The sequence below is a fragment of the Nitratifractor salsuginis DSM 16511 genome (genome assembly GCF_000186245.1).
Taxonomy (GTDB): Bacteria; Campylobacterota; Campylobacteria; order Campylobacterales; family Sulfurovaceae; genus Nitratifractor; species Nitratifractor salsuginis.
In genome coordinates this window covers 1072437-1091219 of sequence record NC_014935.1, presented here as the reverse complement: position 1 = coordinate 1091219, position 18783 = coordinate 1072437, and the positions used below count along the sequence as shown (strand labels likewise).

General features: G+C 54.0%; 15 protein-coding genes. 8 read left to right on the top strand and 7 right to left on the bottom strand.

Translation table 11 applies throughout. The features are described 5' to 3' along the window. The first annotated feature begins 55 nt into the window (after positions 1–55). On the top strand, positions 56–1288 hold the full coding sequence (gene trpB, locus NITSA_RS05490) for a tryptophan synthase subunit beta (protein WP_013554027.1): 1233 nt from the start codon (positions 56–58) through the stop codon (positions 1286–1288). Positions 1289–1746: 458 nt separating this feature from the next. On the opposite strand, the gene NITSA_RS05485 is transcribed toward trpB, so the two are convergent. Further along, on the bottom strand, positions 1747–2625 hold the full coding sequence (locus tag NITSA_RS05485) for a thiamine-phosphate kinase (protein WP_245526284.1): 879 nt from the start codon (positions 2623–2625) through the stop codon (positions 1747–1749). A 28-nt stretch (positions 2626–2653) separates the two neighbouring features. On the opposite strand from NITSA_RS05485, the gene NITSA_RS05480 reads away from it, so the two are divergent. Beyond that, complete coding sequence (locus tag NITSA_RS05480) at positions 2654–3583, top strand: HpcH/HpaI aldolase/citrate lyase family protein (protein WP_013554025.1); 930 nt, start codon at positions 2654–2656, stop codon at positions 3581–3583. A 174-nt stretch (positions 3584–3757) separates the two neighbouring features. Here the strand turns inward: NITSA_RS05480 and NITSA_RS05475 are convergent, their stop codons facing one another. Next, a complete protein-coding gene (locus tag NITSA_RS05475) occupies positions 3758–4195 on the bottom strand; it encodes a hypothetical protein (RefSeq protein WP_013554024.1) in 438 nt (145 codons plus the stop codon). A 154-nt stretch (positions 4196–4349) separates the two neighbouring features. Between NITSA_RS05475 and NITSA_RS05470 the strand changes: the two genes are divergently transcribed. The 5 genes from NITSA_RS05470 to NITSA_RS05450 all read left to right on the top strand — a co-directional run bounded on the left by NITSA_RS05470 (position 4350) and on the right by NITSA_RS05450 (position 9596). Beyond that, the gene (locus NITSA_RS05470; protein ID WP_013554023.1) at positions 4350–4625 is read left to right on the top strand and encodes a hypothetical protein; all 276 of its coding nucleotides are present in this window, start codon (positions 4350–4352) and stop codon (positions 4623–4625) included. Continuing rightward, entirely contained in the window at positions 4622–5731 is a 1110-nt protein-coding gene (lpxB, locus tag NITSA_RS05465; protein ID WP_013554022.1) for a lipid-A-disaccharide synthase, read from the top strand. The genes NITSA_RS05470 and lpxB overlap by 4 nt, the downstream gene beginning before the upstream one ends. Before the next feature lie 145 nt (positions 5732–5876). After that, positions 5877–7601, top strand: coding sequence for a succinate dehydrogenase flavoprotein subunit (gene sdhA / locus NITSA_RS05460; RefSeq protein ID WP_013554021.1), 1725 nt, complete (start codon positions 5877–5879; stop codon positions 7599–7601). A gap of 9 nt (positions 7602–7610) precedes the next feature. Further along, positions 7611–8612 (top strand): succinate dehydrogenase/fumarate reductase iron-sulfur subunit, encoded by a 1002-nt coding sequence (locus NITSA_RS05455; RefSeq protein ID WP_013554020.1) that lies wholly within the window; start codon positions 7611–7613, stop codon positions 8610–8612. A 12-nt stretch (positions 8613–8624) separates the two neighbouring features. Beyond that, positions 8625–9596, top strand: coding sequence for a CoB--CoM heterodisulfide reductase iron-sulfur subunit B family protein (locus NITSA_RS05450; protein ID WP_013554019.1), 972 nt, complete (start codon positions 8625–8627; stop codon positions 9594–9596). A gap of 10 nt (positions 9597–9606) precedes the next feature. On the opposite strand, the gene NITSA_RS05445 is transcribed toward NITSA_RS05450, so the two are convergent. Together NITSA_RS05445 and NITSA_RS05440 are read right to left on the bottom strand one after the other, a co-directional pair. Next, positions 9607–10005: a response regulator gene (locus tag NITSA_RS05445; RefSeq protein ID WP_013554018.1), complete on the bottom strand. Its 399-nt coding sequence runs from the start codon at positions 10003–10005 to the stop codon at positions 9607–9609. After that, positions 9992–13321 carry a transporter substrate-binding domain-containing protein gene (locus NITSA_RS05440; RefSeq protein WP_013554017.1) on the bottom strand — a complete coding sequence of 1110 codons (3330 nt, stop codon included), beginning with the start codon at positions 13319–13321 and terminating at the stop codon, positions 9992–9994. The genes NITSA_RS05445 and NITSA_RS05440 overlap by 14 nt, the downstream gene beginning before the upstream one ends. Before the next feature lie 184 nt (positions 13322–13505). Between NITSA_RS05440 and NITSA_RS05435 the strand changes: the two genes are divergently transcribed. Next, positions 13506–14177, top strand: coding sequence for a response regulator transcription factor (locus NITSA_RS05435; protein WP_013554016.1), 672 nt, complete (start codon positions 13506–13508; stop codon positions 14175–14177). Here NITSA_RS05435 and NITSA_RS05430 read toward each other — a convergent pair. The 3 genes from NITSA_RS05430 to acs all read right to left on the bottom strand — a co-directional run bounded on the left by NITSA_RS05430 (position 14153) and on the right by acs (position 18770). Next, on the bottom strand, positions 14153–16054 hold the full coding sequence (locus tag NITSA_RS05430) for an EAL domain-containing protein (protein ID WP_013554015.1): 1902 nt from the start codon (positions 16052–16054) through the stop codon (positions 14153–14155). The genes NITSA_RS05435 and NITSA_RS05430 overlap by 25 nt on opposite strands. Before the next feature lie 296 nt (positions 16055–16350). Continuing rightward, on the bottom strand, positions 16351–16674 hold the full coding sequence (locus tag NITSA_RS05425; RefSeq protein WP_042203769.1) for a methyltransferase domain-containing protein: 324 nt from the start codon (positions 16672–16674) through the stop codon (positions 16351–16353). A 134-nt stretch (positions 16675–16808) separates the two neighbouring features. Then, positions 16809–18770 carry an acetate--CoA ligase gene (gene acs / locus NITSA_RS05420; protein ID WP_013554014.1) on the bottom strand — a complete coding sequence of 654 codons (1962 nt, stop codon included), beginning with the start codon at positions 18768–18770 and terminating at the stop codon, positions 16809–16811. Positions 18771–18783: the final 13 nt, after the last annotated feature.

Here is an 18783-nt window from a genome sequence, read left to right as displayed (position 1 = left end):
TTCGTTCAACTCCTCCCTGCTACAATCTTTGCATAGCAGTCAAAAGGAGGAATCGATGAAACACCAGTATCTCAAACACCAGCCCGATGAAGAGGGATATTTTGGAGAATACGGCGGATCCTTTCTCCCGCCGCAGCTCGTGGAAGAGTTCGACCGCATCACCGAAGCCTATATGAAATTGAGAAAGTCCCACGATTTTCTCAGCGAACTGCGCCGCATCCGCAAGCACTACCAGGGGCGCCCCACTCCGGTCTATCACGCCAAACGGCTCAGTGACGCCGTGGGAGGCGCCCAGCTCTACTTCAAACGGGAAGATCTCAACCACACCGGCGCCCACAAGCTCAACCACTGTATGGCCGAAGCCCTCCTGGCCAAATATATGGGCAAGACCAAGCTCATCGCCGAAACGGGTGCGGGGCAGCACGGGGTCGCCCTGGCGACGGCGGCCGCCTATTTCGGCCTGGAGTGTGAGATTCATATGGGAGAGGTGGACATCGCCAAAGAGCACCCCAACGTGGTGCGTATGCAGATCCTAGGTGCTCAGGTGGTGCCTGCTACCCACGGGCTGCGCACCCTCAAAGAGGCGGTGGATTCGGCCTTCGAATCCTATGTCAAGCAGCTCGATAGCGCCCTCTACGCCATCGGTTCGGTCGTCGGCCCCCACCCCTTCCCCCTGATGGTGCGGGATTTTCAGAGCGTAGTCGGGATCGAAGCGCGGGAGCAGTATATGGAGATGACCGACGGGGAGCTGCCCGATCACGTGGTGGCCTGCGTGGGGGGAGGCTCCAACGCGATGGGGATCTTCAGCGGATTCATCGACGATCCGGTAGAGCTCTACGCCGTGGAGCCTCTGGGCAAGAGCACCCGCCTGGGAGACCACGCCGCTACGCTGGAATACGGCAAAGCCGGAGTGCTGCACGGATTCAAATCGATCCTGCTCCAGGATGAGAAGGGAGAGCCCGCCCCCGTTCATTCTGTCGCCAGCGGGCTCGATTATCCGGGGGTGGGCCCGGAGCAGGCCTATCTCCACGGCATCGGTCGGGTCCACGTGGCCGGAGCCACCGACGAGGAGACCATCGACGCCTTCTACGCCATCAGCCAATACGAGGGGATCATCCCCGCCCTGGAGAGCGCGCACGCCATCGCCTACGCGATGAAGCTGGCCCGCAAACACCCCAACGACGCCATCCTGGTCAACCTCTCAGGCCGGGGCGACAAAGACATCGACTATGTGGTGGAGACCTTCGGTGTGCGGGAGTGGTCGCCGGAAAAACTGAATAATGAGTAACTAGTAACTGAGTAATGAGTAACGGAATAACCGAGTAACCGATGAAGGCGGAGCCTTCACTAATGAGGAGTGAGGAATGAGGAACAGAATAACCGAGTAATGAGTAACGGAATAACCGAGTAACCGATGAAGGCGGAGCCTTCACTAATGAGGAGTGAGGAATGAGGAACAGAATAACCGAGTAATGAGTAACCGAATAACCGAGCAACCGAAGAAAGGGAAGAATCTTAGCACGTAACATGTAGCACTCAACTCTCAACTCTCTCCTAAAAGATTCAACGTATCCCAGTAGATCGGTTCGTCGATGAAGCCGTAGTGTTTTTGCTCTGGTTCCCACGTTTTACGTGGGAATCCATACTTCACTCTATGCGTCAGGGCAGGTATACACTCCCACGTGCAACGTGGGAGCGAGAAGAAAAAATCCAACGACCAACGACTAACGGCCCCCCCTTCAGCTCTCAACTCTCAATTAAATGATGATCCCGGCAGGGGAAACGTCGGTCATTCTCCTCCACGCGGGCAAAAACATTCAGAGGCACTCCCTCTTTTCGTGCGCACTCCCGGAGGGCTTCGAGATTTTCCGGGGCGACGGCGACGAGCATTTCGTACTCTTCGCCGCTGCTGCCGATCGCTTCGGGGATCTCCTGGAGCAGCTCCATTCCCAAACCGTTGTAGTCGAGTAGTTTGTCGGTATCGCAGTAGAGGCCGTCGGAGAGGTCCATTCCGGCGCGCAGATATTTGCGGCATTTGCGCACGAAATCCCGGCGCAGCACCGGCTCGTAGAAGCGGGAGTCGGACGGGATGTTTTCTCCTCGCATCAGGGCTTCCAGATTCCGTTTCGACTCCCCGAGGGTGCCGGTATAGGCCAGCAGGTCTCCGGGCTGAATCCCGCCGCGCAGCAGGGGGGCATCGCTGCAGGAGATCAGGGTGACGGAGAGATGGAGCTCCTCCCCCGCCACGGTATCCCCGCCGATGATTTCGCAGCCAAACTCCGCGGCTGTCTGCTTCAAAGCTCCGGCCAACTCATCGATCTGCCCGGGGCCGAAGTCCCGGGGGAGCATCACCGTCACCAGGGCATAGAGGGGATCGGCGTTCATCGCCACGGCATCGGAGAGATTGACCAGCATCGCCTTGCGACCCACCTGGGCGGGGCTCATCCACTCCCGTAGAAAATGGGTCCCCTCGCAAAAGGCATCGGCGCTGTAGATCAGCCCATTGACCAGGGCGGCGTCATCTCCGATATAGAGGCTTTTGATTTTGCTGATGAATCTCGCTTCGGGGTTAAAGGCTTTCATGCCGGGATTGTAGCATAGACGGGGAAGCTCGCTATAATCCATTTTGATGAACTCTAGCTAAGGAGCCCTTTTGATATTTGAAAATATATCCGCCATCGAATCCCTGAGTCCCGTGGAGAGGCAAACGTGTATCGGCAGTGGCGGCAAAGCCCTCTGCCCCCGGCGCCGCCACCGCTCCAATATGATACTCAATCCATTGATGCTAAAGCATATGAACCGCCTGGATGAGCTGGAGGCAGACTGGGTGACCCTCAATCTCGAAGATGCCATCGCCCCTTCCCGTAAAAAGGAGGCTCTGGTCAATATCGCCCTCTTCCTCTCCCATCTCGAGCGCTCAAACTCCTGCATCGTCGTGCGGGTCAATCCCCTGGAGCTTGGAGGAGAAGCAGAGATCCGATTTCTCAACGATTTTGCCATCGATGCCATCCGCCTGCCCAAGGTCCGAAGCAAAGCGGAGATTGAAACGGCCCTGGCCCTGCTGCCGGAAGACCGTGAGCTACATATTTCTCTGGAGACCAAAGAGGCTTTTCGGGATCTGGCCCATTGGGGCGGGATCGATCCCCGCCTGAGCACCGCCAACCTGGGGATTTTGGATCTGCTGGCGGATCTGGGGCTTCCTCAGCGCCTCGTCACCCAAGGCCCGGGCAATCCTACCGCCGAGGCGATCCTCACCCGTTTCCTGGTCGATGCACGGATCGCCGGTTTGCTTCCGGTCTCTTTTATGTATCAGGATTACAAAGATTTGGAGGGCTTCCGCCGCTGGTGCGAACGGGAGCGGGAGATGGGTTTCGAAGCCAAAGCCTGTATGGGCCCGGCCCAGGTCGCGATCGCCAACGAGATCTTCGGCCCCGACGAAGAGGCTCTGCACAGGGCACGGGAGATCAAAGAGGCCTTCGAAGCCGCCAGCGCCAAAGGAATACACGGCTTCATGCACGAACGCTATGGCTTCATCGACGAACCGATCTATCGGGATGCGTTGAATCTTTTGGGAGAGAGTTGAGCGTTGAGCGTTCAGTGCTAAGTGTTACGTGTTACGTGTTAAGATTTATCCTTTCCTTGTTCTTCTCGCTCCCACGTTACACGTGGGAGTGTATATTTATCCTGAGCACAGAATGAAGTATGGATTCCCACGTAAAACGTGGGAACCAGAGGAATTCGGTTACTCATTACTCGGTTACTCGGTTGCTCGGTTATTCTCACATTCCCGCATAATCTTTTTCCAATCCCGGTCGAAATGTTTCAGGATGAAGGATTTTCGGTGGGGGAGCAGGCACTCGGAGCAGTCGAGGTGGAGGGCTTTTTCACTCTTGAAATAGCGGGCCTTTCGTGAACCGATGGCGCAGAGGCTGTAGCGGATCTTTCCTCCGATCCGGTCGATCCCCTCGTCGCAGAAGCGAAAATAGGGACAGCCGCAGAGGTAGCAGTTGAGCTCTTCCATCTCGTGGCATTTTACGCCCTGGGCATAGAGGGGACAGAAGTCGGGATGCTTCTCTTTCATATTTTCATAGCTGAAATAGTCCACGATCTCTTCCGGGCTCATATCCGGCGGCAGAGATTCGACGATCCTACGGTGCTGCTTGGCATGTTCCGCAAACCATTCACGATAGGTCATGCTCCCTCCCCTTCCTTTTGAGTTTTTGGCTAACCATTCCTGCTTTTTCTTTACCATTTTATGCATTTTTCGGTTACTCGGTTACTCGATTGCTCGGTTACTCGGTTAGACTAAGGTTATAATTAAGCATAGCAAAATCAAGGCCAAAGTATAGATGGAACTTTCACAATATATAGAATCGAAGATCGACAAAGCTCTGGGCAAGCTTCGCAGTAACGAGGAACTGGAGTGGGTGTTGCGTCGGCGTCTGACCAAAAAGGAGTTCAAAGTCCTCAAAGGTGACATCGAAGGCCATTGCGAAGATGCGATCAAAAGCAAATTGAAACTCGACGATGAACGCCTGGCCCAGATCCGGGAAAACATTCGCCATAAGCTCAATCAGGACCGCATCAAACGGGAACTCTACACCAGTGCCGGAGCGGTCGAGTGAAACTCCTGGTCAGCGCCCTGGAACATTCGGCCAATATCCATCTGGCGGCTCTGAACGAGTATCTCCCCGAAACGGTGGAAATGACGGGGATCTTCAGCTCCGAGCTGGGAGAGCCCATCGTGGACCTGCGCTCCCTGGCGGTGATGGGCTTCGTGGACGCGGCGAAAAAGCTCCCCTTTTTCTTCAAGCTGGCCGACCGGATGGTCGAATTGGCCGCCGACGCGGACAAGGTCCTGCTGATGGACTCCTCGGGCTTCAACCTGCCCCTGGCCAAAAAGATCAAGAAGCGCTATCCGAATAAAGAGGTGATCTACTATATCCTTCCCCAGGCCTGGGCCTGGAGAAAGGGCCGGATCAAGACTCTGGAACGTACCTGTGACCGGCTGCTTTCGATCCTCCCTTTTGAAAAAAAACATTACTCTCCCAACGCTCCCATCAAGTATGTGGGGCACCCTCTTCTCGACGAGATCGGCAGGTTCCGCCGGGGGGAGTGGGAGCGGGAGTCGGAGAGATGGCGCTATCTTCCCGCCGAAGGAGAGGAGAGGCTCGCAGCCGAGGGGAGGCTGGAGCGGATCGCCTATCTCCCCGGCAGCCGACGTGGGGAGATCCGGGCGCTCATGCCCTATTTTCACGAACTGCGTCGGCTTTTGCCTGAGCACGAAGCGCAGATCGTTGTTCCCCCCTACTTCACGCCGGAGCAGATCAACGAACTTTACGGAGATCTGAGCAGTTTCGAGATCCGTCACGATACTCATGCCACTCTCTATGAGAGTGATTTTGCCTTCGTTTGCAGTGGCACCGCCACCCTCGAAGCGGCGCTTATCGGCACCCCGATGGTGCTTGCCTACCGGGCCAAGGCATTGGATTATTTCCTGGTCAAAAAACTGACCGACCTGCGCTATGCCGGTCTGGCCAATCTCTTCAGCCTTGATTTTCAGCCGCGCCCTATGCATCCCGAGCTGATCCAGGAGGAGCTGAGCACTGCGAACCTTCTGGCAGCTTATCGGACACTGGATCGCCGCCGCTTCACCCGGGACAGCCGGGCCCTACGCGACTATCTAGGCGGGGGGAGCGCCGCCCGGGTCGCTTCGATACTTATGCAGTAGATCAACCCGGATTATTATCGCTCTTCGGCCCCTTGTCAAATCGTAACATTCCCGTTCTCTTGGCGTAAAAGTGAGAGTTATTCAAGTAGCTTATATTTCATCGGCGCTATAATTGACGCAAATTCATCAGAAGGATCAGGTCATCATGGAAGTAAACGACGTGAAAATCTATGAGTATGACGCTGTGGTGGTGGGGGCCGGACTGGCGGGCCTCGCCGCAGCCAAAGAGCTCAAAGAGGCGGGCAAAAAGGTCGCCGTCATTACCAAGCTTCACCCCCTGCGCAGCCACTCCGGCGCCGCCCAGGGCGGGATCAACGCGGCGCTTGGCGCCGAGGACAGCACCGAGCTGCACGAGTTCGATACCGTCAAAGGAAGCGACTATCTGGGCGACCAGGATGCCATCGAGCTGATGTGTTCCAAAGCTCCCGAGACCATCCGTTGGGCCGAGCGTATGGGAGCGATCTTTTCCCGGACCGAGGACGGCCACATCGCTCAGCGTCCCTTCGGCGGGCAATCCAAGCCCCGTGCCTGCTATGCTGCCGACCGGACGGGCCTGACCCTGCTGCAGACCATCTACGAGCAGGCTTTCCGGGCCGGGATCGAAGTCTTCGACGAGTGGTACTGCGCCGACCTGCTCTATGACGGCAAAGGCAAGGTCAAAGGAGTCGCCGCCTACAACATCCGCAACTCCGAGCCGGCGATCTTCAATGCCAAAGTGACCATGTTCGCCACCGGCGGTTACGGCCGGGCTTACAAGATCAACTCCAACGCCCACGCCAACACCGGGGATGCCCTCTCCATCGTCGCGCGGCGCGGCCTGCCTCTGGAGGATATGGAGTTCGTCCAGTTCCACCCCACCGGGCTGGGCGGATCGGGGATTCTCATCTCCGAAGCGGCCCGGGGTGAAGGGGGACGCCTCTTCAACAGCGAGGGCGAGCGCTTTATGAGCAAATACGCTCCCAACGCCATGGAGTTGGCGAGCCGCGACGTCGTCAGCCGGGCGATCATGCAGGAGATCCGCGAAGGCCGCGGTGTCGGCCCCAACAAAGACGCCGTCTATATCGACCTGACCCACCTGCCCAAAGAGACCATCCTGACCAAACTCCCCGAACTGCGGGAACTGGCCATCACCTTCCTCGGCCAAGACATGCTCAAAGAGCCCATTATGATCGCCGCCACCGCCCACTACTCGATGGGAGGGATCCCGGTTACCAAGCGCTGCCAAGTCAAAAAGAGCCCCGATGAGACCGTCGAAGGCTTCTACGCCGCGGGCGAGTGCTCCTGCGTCAGTGTCCACGGCGCCAACCGCCTGGGAGCCAACAGTCTGCTCGAAGCCCTCTTCTTCGGCCGCGAAGCCGGCAAGGCGATGCTCGAAGATATGGAGAAGATCGAGCTCGAACCCGCCACGGCCGCCGATGCCGAGCCGATGATCGCCAAGGTCAACCGGATCAAGGGCAACAACGGCGAGGAGCGCGTGCCGGTGCTGCGCAACGAGCTCCAGGAGAGCATGACGATGGATGCGGGAGTCTTCCGCACCGAAGAGTCCCTGCTCAAGCAGAAGCAGAAGCTCCAGGAGCTCTACGAGCGCTATCAGAACATTCGCATCGACGACAAATCCCATACCTTCAATACCGACCTGCAGGAGGCGATCGAACTGGGGCACCTGATCGATTTCAGCCTCTTCATCGTGGAAGGGGCCCTGGCGCGCGAAGAGAGCCGGGGAGCCCACTACCGTGAAGATTTCCCCAAGCGTGACGATGAGAACTTCCTCAAACACACCTACGCCAGGTTCAGCGGAGACTATGAACTCGATCTGAGTTACGGCGATGTGGTCCTGGGCAAATTCGAACCTCAAGAAAGAAAATATTAAGGAGCGGTGATGAGCAACGAAAAGAACAACAGCGGCGCAACCCGGAAAGTGACCGTCAAGGCCTTCCGTTTCAATGCCGAGACCGACTACCTCCCCTACTACAAAACCTACGAGATGGAAGTGGGCAAAGATGAGCTGATCCTCGATCTGCTCAACCGCATCAAGTGGGAGCACGACGGTAGCTTCAGTTATCGCCGCAGCTGCCGTCACGGTATCTGCGGTGCCTGCGGCATCAAAGTCAACGGCAAACCGGTACTTTCGTGTAAGCAAAACGCCCAGGAGCTCGTGGAGCTTTTCGGCGACGAACTGGTCTTCGAACCCCAGAGCAAGAAGCGCGCCGTCAAAGATATGATCATCGACAAAGGTGACTTCTGGGAGAAGCATGCCGCGGTCAAGCCCTATGTGGAGGCCGAGGTCGATCCCCATCCCGAGAGCGAAACCATTATGACCCCTGAGCAGGTGGAGAATTTCCTCGATGCCGACTACTGCATCCAGTGCGGTGCCTGCCACTACGCCTGCCCTGTCATCGAAGTCAACGAAGATTACCTCGGGCCCGCCGCGTTTGCCGCCGCCTACCGCTTCACCGTTGATCCCAGGGACGAAGCGACCATCGACCGCCTGGAGACCACGGCGGAGCTGGGCAGCGGAGTTTGGGATTGTGTCAAATGCTTCGAGTGTGCCGAGGCGTGCCCCAAAGATGTCAACCCCATCGAGAAGATCACCAAACTCCATAACCTGCAGTTCGAACACCACGTGGCCGAGCGCAACGTCGCGACCAAGCATGCCGAAGGTTTCGTGCGCTCCATCAAAAAATTCGGCTACCTGGACGAGCAGGATATCGTGCTCTATTCCGAAGGACTCGGTGTGGTCAAGCACCTGAGCGAAGCCTTCAAAATGATCAAGGCGGGCAAGGTGCACCCCTTCGACTTCCAGAAGAAAAAGATGCCACGCAGCAAGAATCTCGAAGAGATCCAGAAGCTGATCGAAATTTCCAAAACACACGAACTCTAAGAAGGAAGCGACATGAGCAAACTCAAATACGCACTCTATACCGGATGTACTGCCCGGGAATCGACCCCGGAGCTGCTCTCCTCCACCCTGGCCGTCGCCGAGAAGCTCGGTATCGAACTGGTACTGCTGGACGAAGCCAGCTGCTGCGGTGCGAGCCACCTGCAGGATTTCGATGAATTCCTCTCTCTGGTCCTCAACGCTCGTAACATCTGCTATGCTGAGAAACTGGGCCTGCCGATGGTCACGATCTGCAACACGTGCCAACTCAATAGCGTGATGACCAAAGAACGTCTGGACCACGATCCCGAAATGCGGGCAAAAGTCAATGAGAAGTTGGCGGAGGTCGGCCTGGAGTACAAAGGCACCAGCAGCGTGCGCCACTTCCTCTATGCCCTGATCGATGACTACGGCCTGGAGAATATCCGCGAAAAGGTGGTCAAACCCCTGAGCCACTTCAACATCGCTCCTTTTTACGGCTGCCACAATATCCGGCCCAGTCATATCCATTACAAACACAACAGCCAGACCCTCCCCCCCAAAGGAGAGTTCGATGTCGGTGAAGGCGGCGGAGAGGCTCTGCACCACGAAGAACCTTTGATGAGCAAGTACAGCCACGAAAACCCTTACGTCCCCACTTCACTCGACCGCCTCATCGAAGCGCTAGAAGGCAAGCCGGTCGACTACGAGAGCAAGAACAAGTGCTGCGGTTTCCACGTGGATCTGCAGGCTCCCGAAACCAGCAATGCCCTCACCGGTACCGCTCTGAGCGATGCCATCGACAACGGTGCGGATGTGGTCGTGACCCCCTGCCCCCTTTGTCAGCTCAATATGGACCTCAAGCAGGAGAGTGCCGGCAAGCAGCTGGGCCGGGATATTGAAATTCCTGTTCTGCACATGCCCCAGATGGTCGCCCTGGCCCTGGGATGCAGCCCGGAACAGATCGGCCTCAAATACAACGTCACCAAAGCGACGGAACTGGCCTAAGGGCCTTTTTTCACTCCTCTATACCAGGAACCGGCAAACCTTTTGCTGCATGTTCCAACGACCCCAAAAACCCCACCAGATCAATCAACGGTTTGGCAAAGACCCCATCGATCTTCAATCGTGCCGCTTCGTGATGAAGCCGGGTATCGTTGTGGGCCGAGAGCCAGAAGATCGGGATTTTTTCATCTTCGGCTCTGATCCTTTCTGCCAATCCGACGCCATCGAGACCCGGCAAAGAGATGTCACTTATGAGCAGATCGGGAGCCGACTCCCGGTAAATGTCGAGCCCCTCTTCTGCGCTGGATACCGGACAGATCTCTCTGAAGTATCCTTCCAACAATTCGGTTAAAAGTGCCAAAGCCTCCGGGTGATCTTCTATGAGGAGCACTTTTGCATCAGAAAGCAACATGGTGCCACTCCCCTTTCAGCGTAATGGTAAAGCAGGCCCCCTGAGTGGTATTTCGTACAGAGATAGTGGAACCCATGTGCTCGACGATCATCACCCGGGTCATATAGAGTCCTAGCCCGGTGCCGTTTTTGTCCTGTTTGGTGGAGAAGTAGGGATCGAAGATCTTGTCGATGATCCCTTCGGGGATTCCTCCGGCATTGTCGCAAATTTCTAGCACAATATCCTCTTCAATATGGCTGAGGCTGAGGCGAATCTCTTTGTGCTCAATCGAACCGTCACGATCGGAAAAGGCATCCTTGGCATTGTTCATTATGTTGAGGATGGCGTGAGCCAGTTCATTGGGGTGTCCCTTGTAATAATAATCGTTTTTCGCATCAAAAACAATATTGATATTCTTGGCGGAAAAACTCATCCTGGTCAAATTGATTAAATGCTCGATGCTTTCATTGACACAGAAAATCTCCGGTTCCTTTTCTATTTTGTAGAAATTTCGGAAATCATCGATGGTTGTAGACATTTGATTGATTTGTTTGAGGGCATTGTTTTGGAAATAGTCTATGGATTCTCTGTCGAGTTTCCCTTTTTTGTATTTGGAGACCAGGAGTTGGATCAATAAGGAGAGGTTATTTAGGGGTTGGCGCCACTGATGGGCGATCATTGCGATCATTTCCCCCATTTTCGCCAAACGGTCTTGTTGGAGCATAAAGAGTTCCTGCTCCCTGTTCTTTTGCAGAGCCTCTTCGATGCGTTCCTCCAGTGTATCGTTGAGCTCTTTGATCTTGCGGGAGAGTTTGCGTTGCCGCCAATAGGCGAAAAGAATGATCAGTATGATGAGAAGTGCTACGCCGACGATCAGGGCGATCGTACGCCAATCAACCTCTTTGAGAATACGCTTTGAGGTCCATTTGTCACTGATGGCATAGTAGGTCTCTTTGGGCATCACGTTAACGATCTTGTTGAAAATATTGTAGAGGGTGAGCTCATCCTTCCGCACTCCGATCGTCAGAGAGGCTTTGACCGGGGCAACCCCTGCGATTTCGAGATCGTCTAATTTCAAAAGTCTCTTTTGATAATTGAAAACAGGCCGCGCCATCAGAGCATAATCGACGCTGCCGTCTCGGACAGCTTCCAGGATCTCTTTGGGCGAGGAGAATTCGAGAATTGTCATCTTTGGATGTGCCTTTTTAAGTTGCCGGAGAGCTGGATCACCCTTCCAACCTGCGAGATGTTTCCCCCCGAGACTGAGCTCACCGCTATTGGGTTTCCCATTGTGATGAGCAACGAGGACTTCATCGTATTCGAGGTAGGGTTTGGTGAAATAGAGGAGTTTGGCATTTTGGGGTCCGCGGCTCGCTGCCGCGATAATGTCACAGCGGCGTTCGCGGAGCATCGCGAGCTCCTGAGGCCTGTCTTCAGCAGGTAGATAATGAAGGTTGAGATGAAGTCGTCGCGTCAATGTGTCAATAACTTCTACGGCTATTCCCTGAGCTTTGTCCCGGTCGAAAAATTCGATAGGAGCTCTCTCCTTGAGAACACAGACGGAAAGATCCCGATGACTGGAGAGGTAGCGCTCCTCATCGGCACTCAACAGCTCCTTGCTATCAAGTAATGGGTTGATTCCGAACCATTTGTGCTTGAGTTGATCGAGTTCTTTTCTGGTGACTGTTTTCTGAGCCTTGCTAAGAATTCGGGCAAGAATCTTATCCTTTTTACTTACACCGAGTGCGACATGGCTGATCGTACCGGGATCCTGAACATAACTGGTGGCAATGATATTGGAGATGAGATATTGGCGCATCAGATAATCCACAACAACCTGCTTGCCAATCACGGCATCCACTCGCCCTAGTGAAAGCAGTTTTAGAGCGCTCAGCTGGTCGGGGACGAGAACCTGCTTGATCCTGGGATAGTGTTTGGCCAGGTATTGCTGGATAAAAAAACCTTGGACCAATGCGACCTTTTTGCCGGCTAGATCCTTGAGGGAGAAATAGACCTGATTATTCACTTGGGTATAGATGGCATGACGAAGATCGATATAGGGGTGCGTAAAGCGGACGAACTTTTTCCTATCCTTCGTGATGGCGATATTGTCGATAACATCGAGTTTGTCGCTATTGATCATTTGGAGGAACTCATACCAGGTATAGCCGCTGACGTATTTGACCTTGACCCCGATCTTCTCGGCGATCAGATTCATATAATCAATGGAAAAACCCTTCGCCTGTCCGTTTTCATTAAAGTTGAAGGGCGGCCAGTTGCTCTCATTGTGGGCCTTGATGACAGGATGAGTTTTGAGATAGTCCCGTTCGGTTTTGGTCAGGATCAAAGGGGACATTTCAACCCCTCCGCCGAAGAGATATTTATTCAGATGTCTTTTGGCTTGAATATCCCTCTTAAGTTTGAGATCCCTTTTGATTTTCAGCAGCAGAAGGTGAGTATCGATCGAGCCGATAGGATAGAGATCTGCCTGGATCAGACGTTTAACGATACGGTATTCGTAACTTAGCTCTTCTAAGGTTTTATGCGGTGCATACTTTTTCCGAATGATATCGATGATCTCGTAAGGATGTTTAAGAGCATATTCCCAGCCTTTGATGGAAGCGTTACGAAAGGCCAGCGTCCGTTCGGGATAATTTTGGGCAATCTTTTGGGTCGTAAACAGCTCCTGTTGGAGTGTTAAATCACTATAATCTCCGGGATTGATAATCGTATAAGGCGTGTTCAGAGTCCCGAGGCGATAGAGCTGGCTTGGGAGGAAAAGAACGATTGCGTCCACCTTTCCCTGAATAAAGGCATCCAGTGAGTAGGGGGAAGTTGAAAGTTTGATACTGGAGATATTCACATCCCGTTTCCGGAACATATCCCCAAAATTGAGCTCGAAGTCATGCCGGGAAAAAGGGACCATAATTGTCTTGCCTTTGAGGTCCTCCGGCTGTTTGATTCCCGGTTTGGCAACGATAAAGATGGAAGGCGTTTTGAAAAAACTGGCGACGAGTTTGACCGGTTGCCCTTGGAGAAAGCAGTCGAGTAGTTTCGAACTGTAGAGTCCATAGTCAGCTTTTCCCTTGAGTACCTCGTTGACGACATCCATTCCCGTTTTGAATTTACGGAAAGTAACATCGAGTCCGGCATCGCGGTAGAACCCTTTCTCCTTAGCTGCGATGAATCCTGCCAATTCAAAACTGTATAACCAGTTCAACTGAAGGGTAACCGGTTCGAGGGTTTCCCCGACTTTGGAAGTAGAAGGCGATGCAGCATAGCTCCAGGAAGAGCAAGTCAGGAGTGTGACGATCAGGATTTTAAAGAATTGTTTCATTCGGAGTCCCACCGTTCTTTTATTTTTGACCAATTATCATGATATTGTTTTATTAACAAAAAAATTATTTTTATCCTTGTTTCAATATTAAACTTCATACAATTATGATGATACAATACAATTCTAAGCAAAATCTGGATAGAATCTGTAGAACCTGTAAAACAAAATGAATAAAGGTACATGTATGAATGAAGAAAGCAAAGTAAAAATTTTGTTAGTAGAAGACGATGTGGAAACATCGGAGTTTTTATCGACCTTCCTTCGGGATAGTGGATTCGACGTGGATACGGTCTTTTCCGTCACTGATGCCCTCTCCCATCTCAAGCAGAATCCCTATGATATTTTATTACTCGACGTCAACCTTCCCGACTATAGTGGAATGGAACTTCTCAAAAGCATCAAAGGAGAGCTCTCGCTCCCCACAATTATCTTGAGCGCCTATGGAGACACTCGATCCAAAATCATGGCGTTCCGTTACGGAGCGACCGATTATATGGTCAAGCCTATCGACCTGGAAGAGCTTGAAGCCCGTATTTGGGTCCAGCTGGGCAAAAACTCCAAAATCCCCTCGGATTTCGAAGAAGAAGCTTTCCGGATCGATACCAGCGACATTCTCCTCTATGGCAAACCCCTCGGGTTGACCTGGACCGAATTCAAAATCCTTCAGCTTCTGTTGCAAAACAAAAACCGTACCGTTACACGAGACCGCCTGCTCTCGATTCTCTCGACAGTGAGCTCCAACCGCTCATTGGACAACCACATCAAGAATATCCGCAAAAAAATCGCTGCCCAGGGCGGTAAGAACTTCCTCAAGACTGAGTACGGAATGGGCTACCGTCTGATTGACAACCCATGACCCTCGCCTGCCGTTCCGGAGCGTAGCTGGGGCGACGGCATACCGATATAGCTTCCCTGCATTCTATCCACACGCCTCTTCAGCGATTCAAAGAGCGCTTTGCTACTGACATATTCCGCAGCGGTCTTTATGCCGAAACTGTCGGAAAACTCCAGTACCGAGTGAAGGAGCCTTCCCATTTTCTGTTCTTTCAAGGAGTGCTTGACGATCGAGCCGTCGATCTTCACCATATCGATCTCCAGACGTACGCACTGGATAAAATTGGAATAACCGCTGCCGAAATCATCCAGTGCAAAGCGAATACCCCTGGGTTGAAAATTCCGGATGAAACGGTTAATCTCTTCGAAGTCGCTTAGCGCCTCGCTCTCGACGATTTCGATGGTCATCCGGGAGGCAGTGGCAGGATACTTTCGAACCAGCTTATCCAGATAATGTGATACCGCCTCATCGCGGAAATCCCTGGGAAGAAAATTGACACTGAACTCGAAATTTTCCGCATCACGGAAACGTTCAAAACTTTTGCGCAGTATCGTTTGGGTGTATTTGGAGTAGTAGGGAGAGTCGATCAGTTGGGTGAGAAACTCCCCCGGCTCCAGCGGGGGAATCCCATCACGCTCGATACGCATCAGTGCTTCGTAGGCCACGATCCGCTCTTCTGCGGTGGAATAGATGGGCTGATACCAAGGGACGACCCGGTCCTGATCAAGAGCCTCCTTGAACTCTTGAAGCAGCGCCAGTTCACTTTGGAGCGTCTCGATCATCTTCTCGATTTCCTTCGAATCGATCAGTTCTCGTCCGCGGTTTCTCTGCAGGGCGAATTCACAGATCTCGAGCGCACGATCCTCCAACTCCCGGTAGGCACCGTAGAAATAGATATCGAAGAGCTTTTCGTCTCTGAGAACAGAGACGGAGCGGTTGAGCATGCGGAAAATCTCCCGGATTTCCTGTTCGTTCCCGACGATCGCCGCAAATTCATCTCCGTAGATACGGTAGCTTTTTTGGGCGATCGAGTTTCGGAGCGTCTGCGCGATCCGGCGTAGCACATCATCACCGTAATCGTAGCCGTAGAGAAGGTTGAGTTTGGAAAAAGCGTTGACGTTGAGGATCAAAATATAGGCATCGTGAAAATCTTCGATATCCTTGAGAAGACGGAAACGGTTGGGCAAAAGTGTCACCGGATCGAGGTAGACCGACATGAGCTCTTCCTGGAGAAACATGCCATTCAGAAGCGTAGCCATTTTGAGGAAGAGCGCGATCATCTCGATATAGATGAGTGCCCCATAGTAGTATTCTCCCCGGGCAAAGAGTGCCACCGTCTCCATAGCGGTCTGGTAGAGCTCCCGGTTGGTCCGAAGAAAATCCTCCCGGATATCTCTATCGGCGAAGTATCCGCTGCCGCGATGATCTACAAAGGCCGCAAACTCCTGCATCCGCTCCGCGATACCGGGCACCTCACCCTTGCCCTGTAGATTCTGCAGCAGGGAGTCTATCCAATGAAAAAGCTCCTCGATGACTTCGAGATCTTCCGTCGAAAGCCAATGGGAATCACTGTGGACCTTTCGACGGAGCGAGTCCATCTCATGGGGCATTCGGGCATCCAGATATCCTTTGGCGAGACGGTCCGAACATTGGCGGAGCTGCTCCCTCTGCTTGGGGGGAAGCCGGTTTCCAAGCGTCTCCAACAGGCGGGGCAATCGGCTAAAACTGATGAGGCGCTTGTAGAGTTCTTTGCCATATTTTTCAATATCATCCTGGTCGGGTGTTCTGCTTATAAGCTTTTGGAGCATCGTTTCCAGGAAGTTTCTGTTTTTCAAGCTGATCCATTTCAGAATGCTCTGTATCTCATCCTCTTCGATGAGATTGCGAACCGATCCCATTATCTTGTCCTCTCTTGCTTTGTTCGGAAGGTCTCGTCATCTCTTTGCAGGCAAATTTATTCAGTATACTGTAATTAACTTGAGTTTCGTGTGTATAGTCTGTCGTAAATGACAAAATTCCAAGTGTTCCGGATGAAAAAGGTCAAAAGTCCCCAAGAACTATCACCCCCTGATTTTCTCCCAGACACTCAGCTCGGCGACAGTGTGTTGGTGTTTCCGGGCGGTTTCACGAAGGACGAATGGAACCTCTCGGTATGGAGCATGCGGAAGTCAGGGGTGAGGATCTCACCTATTCTCTACAGGGTGCTGACCGGCTCCCCGTCTCTGCGATAACCTCCCAGCCACTTCTCTTTGGGGGTATGCTCTTCGGTCCAGGTATAAGGGGAGCTGAGGACCAGTAAACCTCCCGGATCAATCCGTGAGCTGATCTCGCGTAGAAACTTCTCCGGGTCGTAAAGCCGATCGATCAGATTGAAGGCGGTGACGAGATTATAACCGCTATAGACCGGTTTGAGGTTGCAGGCGTCCCCCTGCCAGAAGCGTACCTTCTTTGCCGATTCCTGCAGTGCTACCGAGAGTCGGACCTCCCGATACTCCACGAGCTCTCCCTCCGTCCGCACGGCGCATAAGTGTAACCATCGGTTCGCTCCTTGGCATTTGGAACTATTATAACAGAGCGATCGGTACGTGTGTGTAATGAAAAATCATGGATAAATCAGTGTGCAATGCTAAAAGGAGAAGCAGGTAGCGCGGCTCAGCAGCCGGCGCAGCGGACCGCCTCTTCGATCTTTTCGACGATGGAGGGGTCTTCGAGGGTGGAGATATCCTGGGTGATGGGTTCGCCTTTGGCGATGGCGCGAAGGATCCGACGCATAGTCTTGCCTGAGCGGGTCTTGGGCAGGCCGGGGACCACCACGATGGCGTCGGCTTTGGCGATGTTGCCGATCTCCCGGGCGATGACGTCGTTGATCTCTTTGCTCAATTCCACCTCTTCGCCCAGGCTGTCGGCTACGTCGTCCTTGAGCACGATGTAGGCGAAGATACTCTCTCCTTTGATGGGATCGGGCTTGCCTACGACGGCCACTTCGGCGACGTGGGGGTGTTTTTTGATGGCCGATTCGATCTCGGCGGTTCCCAGGCGGTGGCCCGAGACGTTGATGACGTCATCGACCCGGCCGATGATGGTGATATATCCATCTTCATCCACCACGGCGCCGTCGCCGGAGAAATAGACCGCTTTGCCATCCTTGACCACATCTCCAAAGTAGGATTTTTTGAAGCGCTCGGGATCGCCCCAGATAGTTCGGATCATACTGGGCCAGGGCTTGGTGATGCACAGCAGCCCCTGTTCGCCTGTAGCGACGGGAGTGCCGTCACGCTCCAAGACCTCGGCCATAATCCCCGGCAGCGGGAAAGTGGCACAGGCGGGTTTGACCGGAGTGGCACCGGGCAGCGGGCTGATCATATGGCCGCCGGTTTCGGTCTGCCACCAGGTATCGACGATGGAGCAGCGCCCTCCTCCGACGACGTCGTAGTACCATTTCCATGCCGGCGGGTCGATGGGTTCCCCCACGGTTCCCAGGATACGCAGGCTGCTCAGATCGTATTTCTCGGGCTCGTGTTCTCCCAGCTTATGCAGGACGCGGATGGCAGTGGGAGCGGTGTAGAACTGGTTGATTTTGTACTCTTCCACCATCTTCCAAGCCCGGCCCGCGTCGGGATAGGTGGGGACCCCCTCGAACATCACCGTCGTCGCTCCCGCGGCCAGAGGACCGTAGACGATGTAGGTGTGCCCGGTGATCCATCCGATATCGGCGGTACACCAGAAAGTGTCGTTCTCCTTGACGTCGAAAACCCACTCCATCGTCATTTGGGCCCAGAGGATATAGCCCGCCTGGGAGTGCTGGACCCCCTTGGGTTTGCCGGTAGAGCCGGAGGTATAGAGCAGGAAGAGCGGATCTTCGCTGTCCATTACCTCGGGTTCGCAGACATCGGGCTGATTCTCGATCAGTTCGTTGTAGCTGTAGTCCCGGCCGCCGATCCAGACGACATCTTCGTTGTTGCGCTGGACCACCAGGACCTTCTCGACAGAGTCGCACCCCTCCTCCAGGGCGGTATCGACGGTAGGCTTGAGCATATAGGGTGCCCCTTTGCGGTAGGCACCGTCGGCGGTGATGACCACCTTGGCCTGGGCGTCGATGATCCGGTCGCGAAGGGCCTCGGCGCTGAATCCGCCGAAGACCACCGAGTGGATCGCCCCGATCCGCGCACACGCAAGCATCGCGTAGGCGGCTTCGGGGATCATCGGCATATACAGCACGACTCGGTCGCCCTTTTTCACACCGAACTCATTGCGCAGGAGGTTGGCAAAGCGGTTGACGTTGCGGTAGAGCTCCAGATAGGTAATGATCTGTTTGTCGCCCCGGTCCCCTTCGAAGATGATGGCGGCTTTGTTCTTGCGCTTGTCGATGTGGCGGTCGATGCACTGCTCGGTGATATTGAGCTTGCCGCCGACGAACCATTTATAAAAGGGGGCGTTGCTTTCGTCGAGCACCTTCCCGTAGGGCTCGATCCACTCAAGCTTCTCTTTGGCCCAGTGGTCCCAGAACCCTTCGTAGTCCTCCTTGGCCCACTCCATCAGGTCGTTGTATTCACACATATTTTTGATTCGGGCCTGACGGCTCAACTCCCGACTGGGATAATAAATCTCTTTCATCAATGATCTCCTT

Bases quoted from the DNA above. Each gene is read 5' to 3' on its own strand.
- trpB (WP_013554027.1), top strand. From the start codon at position 56: ATGAAACACCAGTATCTCAAACACCAGCCCGATGAAGAGGGATATTTT.
- NITSA_RS05485 (WP_245526284.1), bottom strand. From the start codon at position 2,625: ATGGATTATAGCGAGCTTCCCCGTCTATGCTACAATCCCGGCATGAAA.
- NITSA_RS05475 (WP_013554024.1), bottom strand. From the start codon at position 4,195: ATGACCTATCGTGAATGGTTTGCGGAACATGCCAAGCAGCACCGTAGG.
- NITSA_RS05470 (WP_013554023.1), top strand. From the start codon at position 4,350: ATGGAACTTTCACAATATATAGAATCGAAGATCGACAAAGCTCTGGGC.
- sdhA (WP_013554021.1), top strand. From the start codon at position 5,877: ATGGAAGTAAACGACGTGAAAATCTATGAGTATGACGCTGTGGTGGTG.
- NITSA_RS05455 (WP_013554020.1), top strand. From the start codon at position 7,611: ATGAGCAACGAAAAGAACAACAGCGGCGCAACCCGGAAAGTGACCGTC.
- NITSA_RS05450 (WP_013554019.1), top strand. From the start codon at position 8,625: ATGAGCAAACTCAAATACGCACTCTATACCGGATGTACTGCCCGGGAA.
- NITSA_RS05445 (WP_013554018.1), bottom strand. From the start codon at position 10,005: ATGTTGCTTTCTGATGCAAAAGTGCTCCTCATAGAAGATCACCCGGAG.
- NITSA_RS05440 (WP_013554017.1), bottom strand. From the start codon at position 13,321: ATGAAACAATTCTTTAAAATCCTGATCGTCACACTCCTGACTTGCTCT.
- NITSA_RS05435 (WP_013554016.1), top strand. From the start codon at position 13,506: ATGAATGAAGAAAGCAAAGTAAAAATTTTGTTAGTAGAAGACGATGTG.
- NITSA_RS05430 (WP_013554015.1), bottom strand. From the start codon at position 16,054: ATGGGATCGGTTCGCAATCTCATCGAAGAGGATGAGATACAGAGCATT.
- acs (WP_013554014.1), bottom strand. From the start codon at position 18,770: ATGAAAGAGATTTATTATCCCAGTCGGGAGTTGAGCCGTCAGGCCCGA.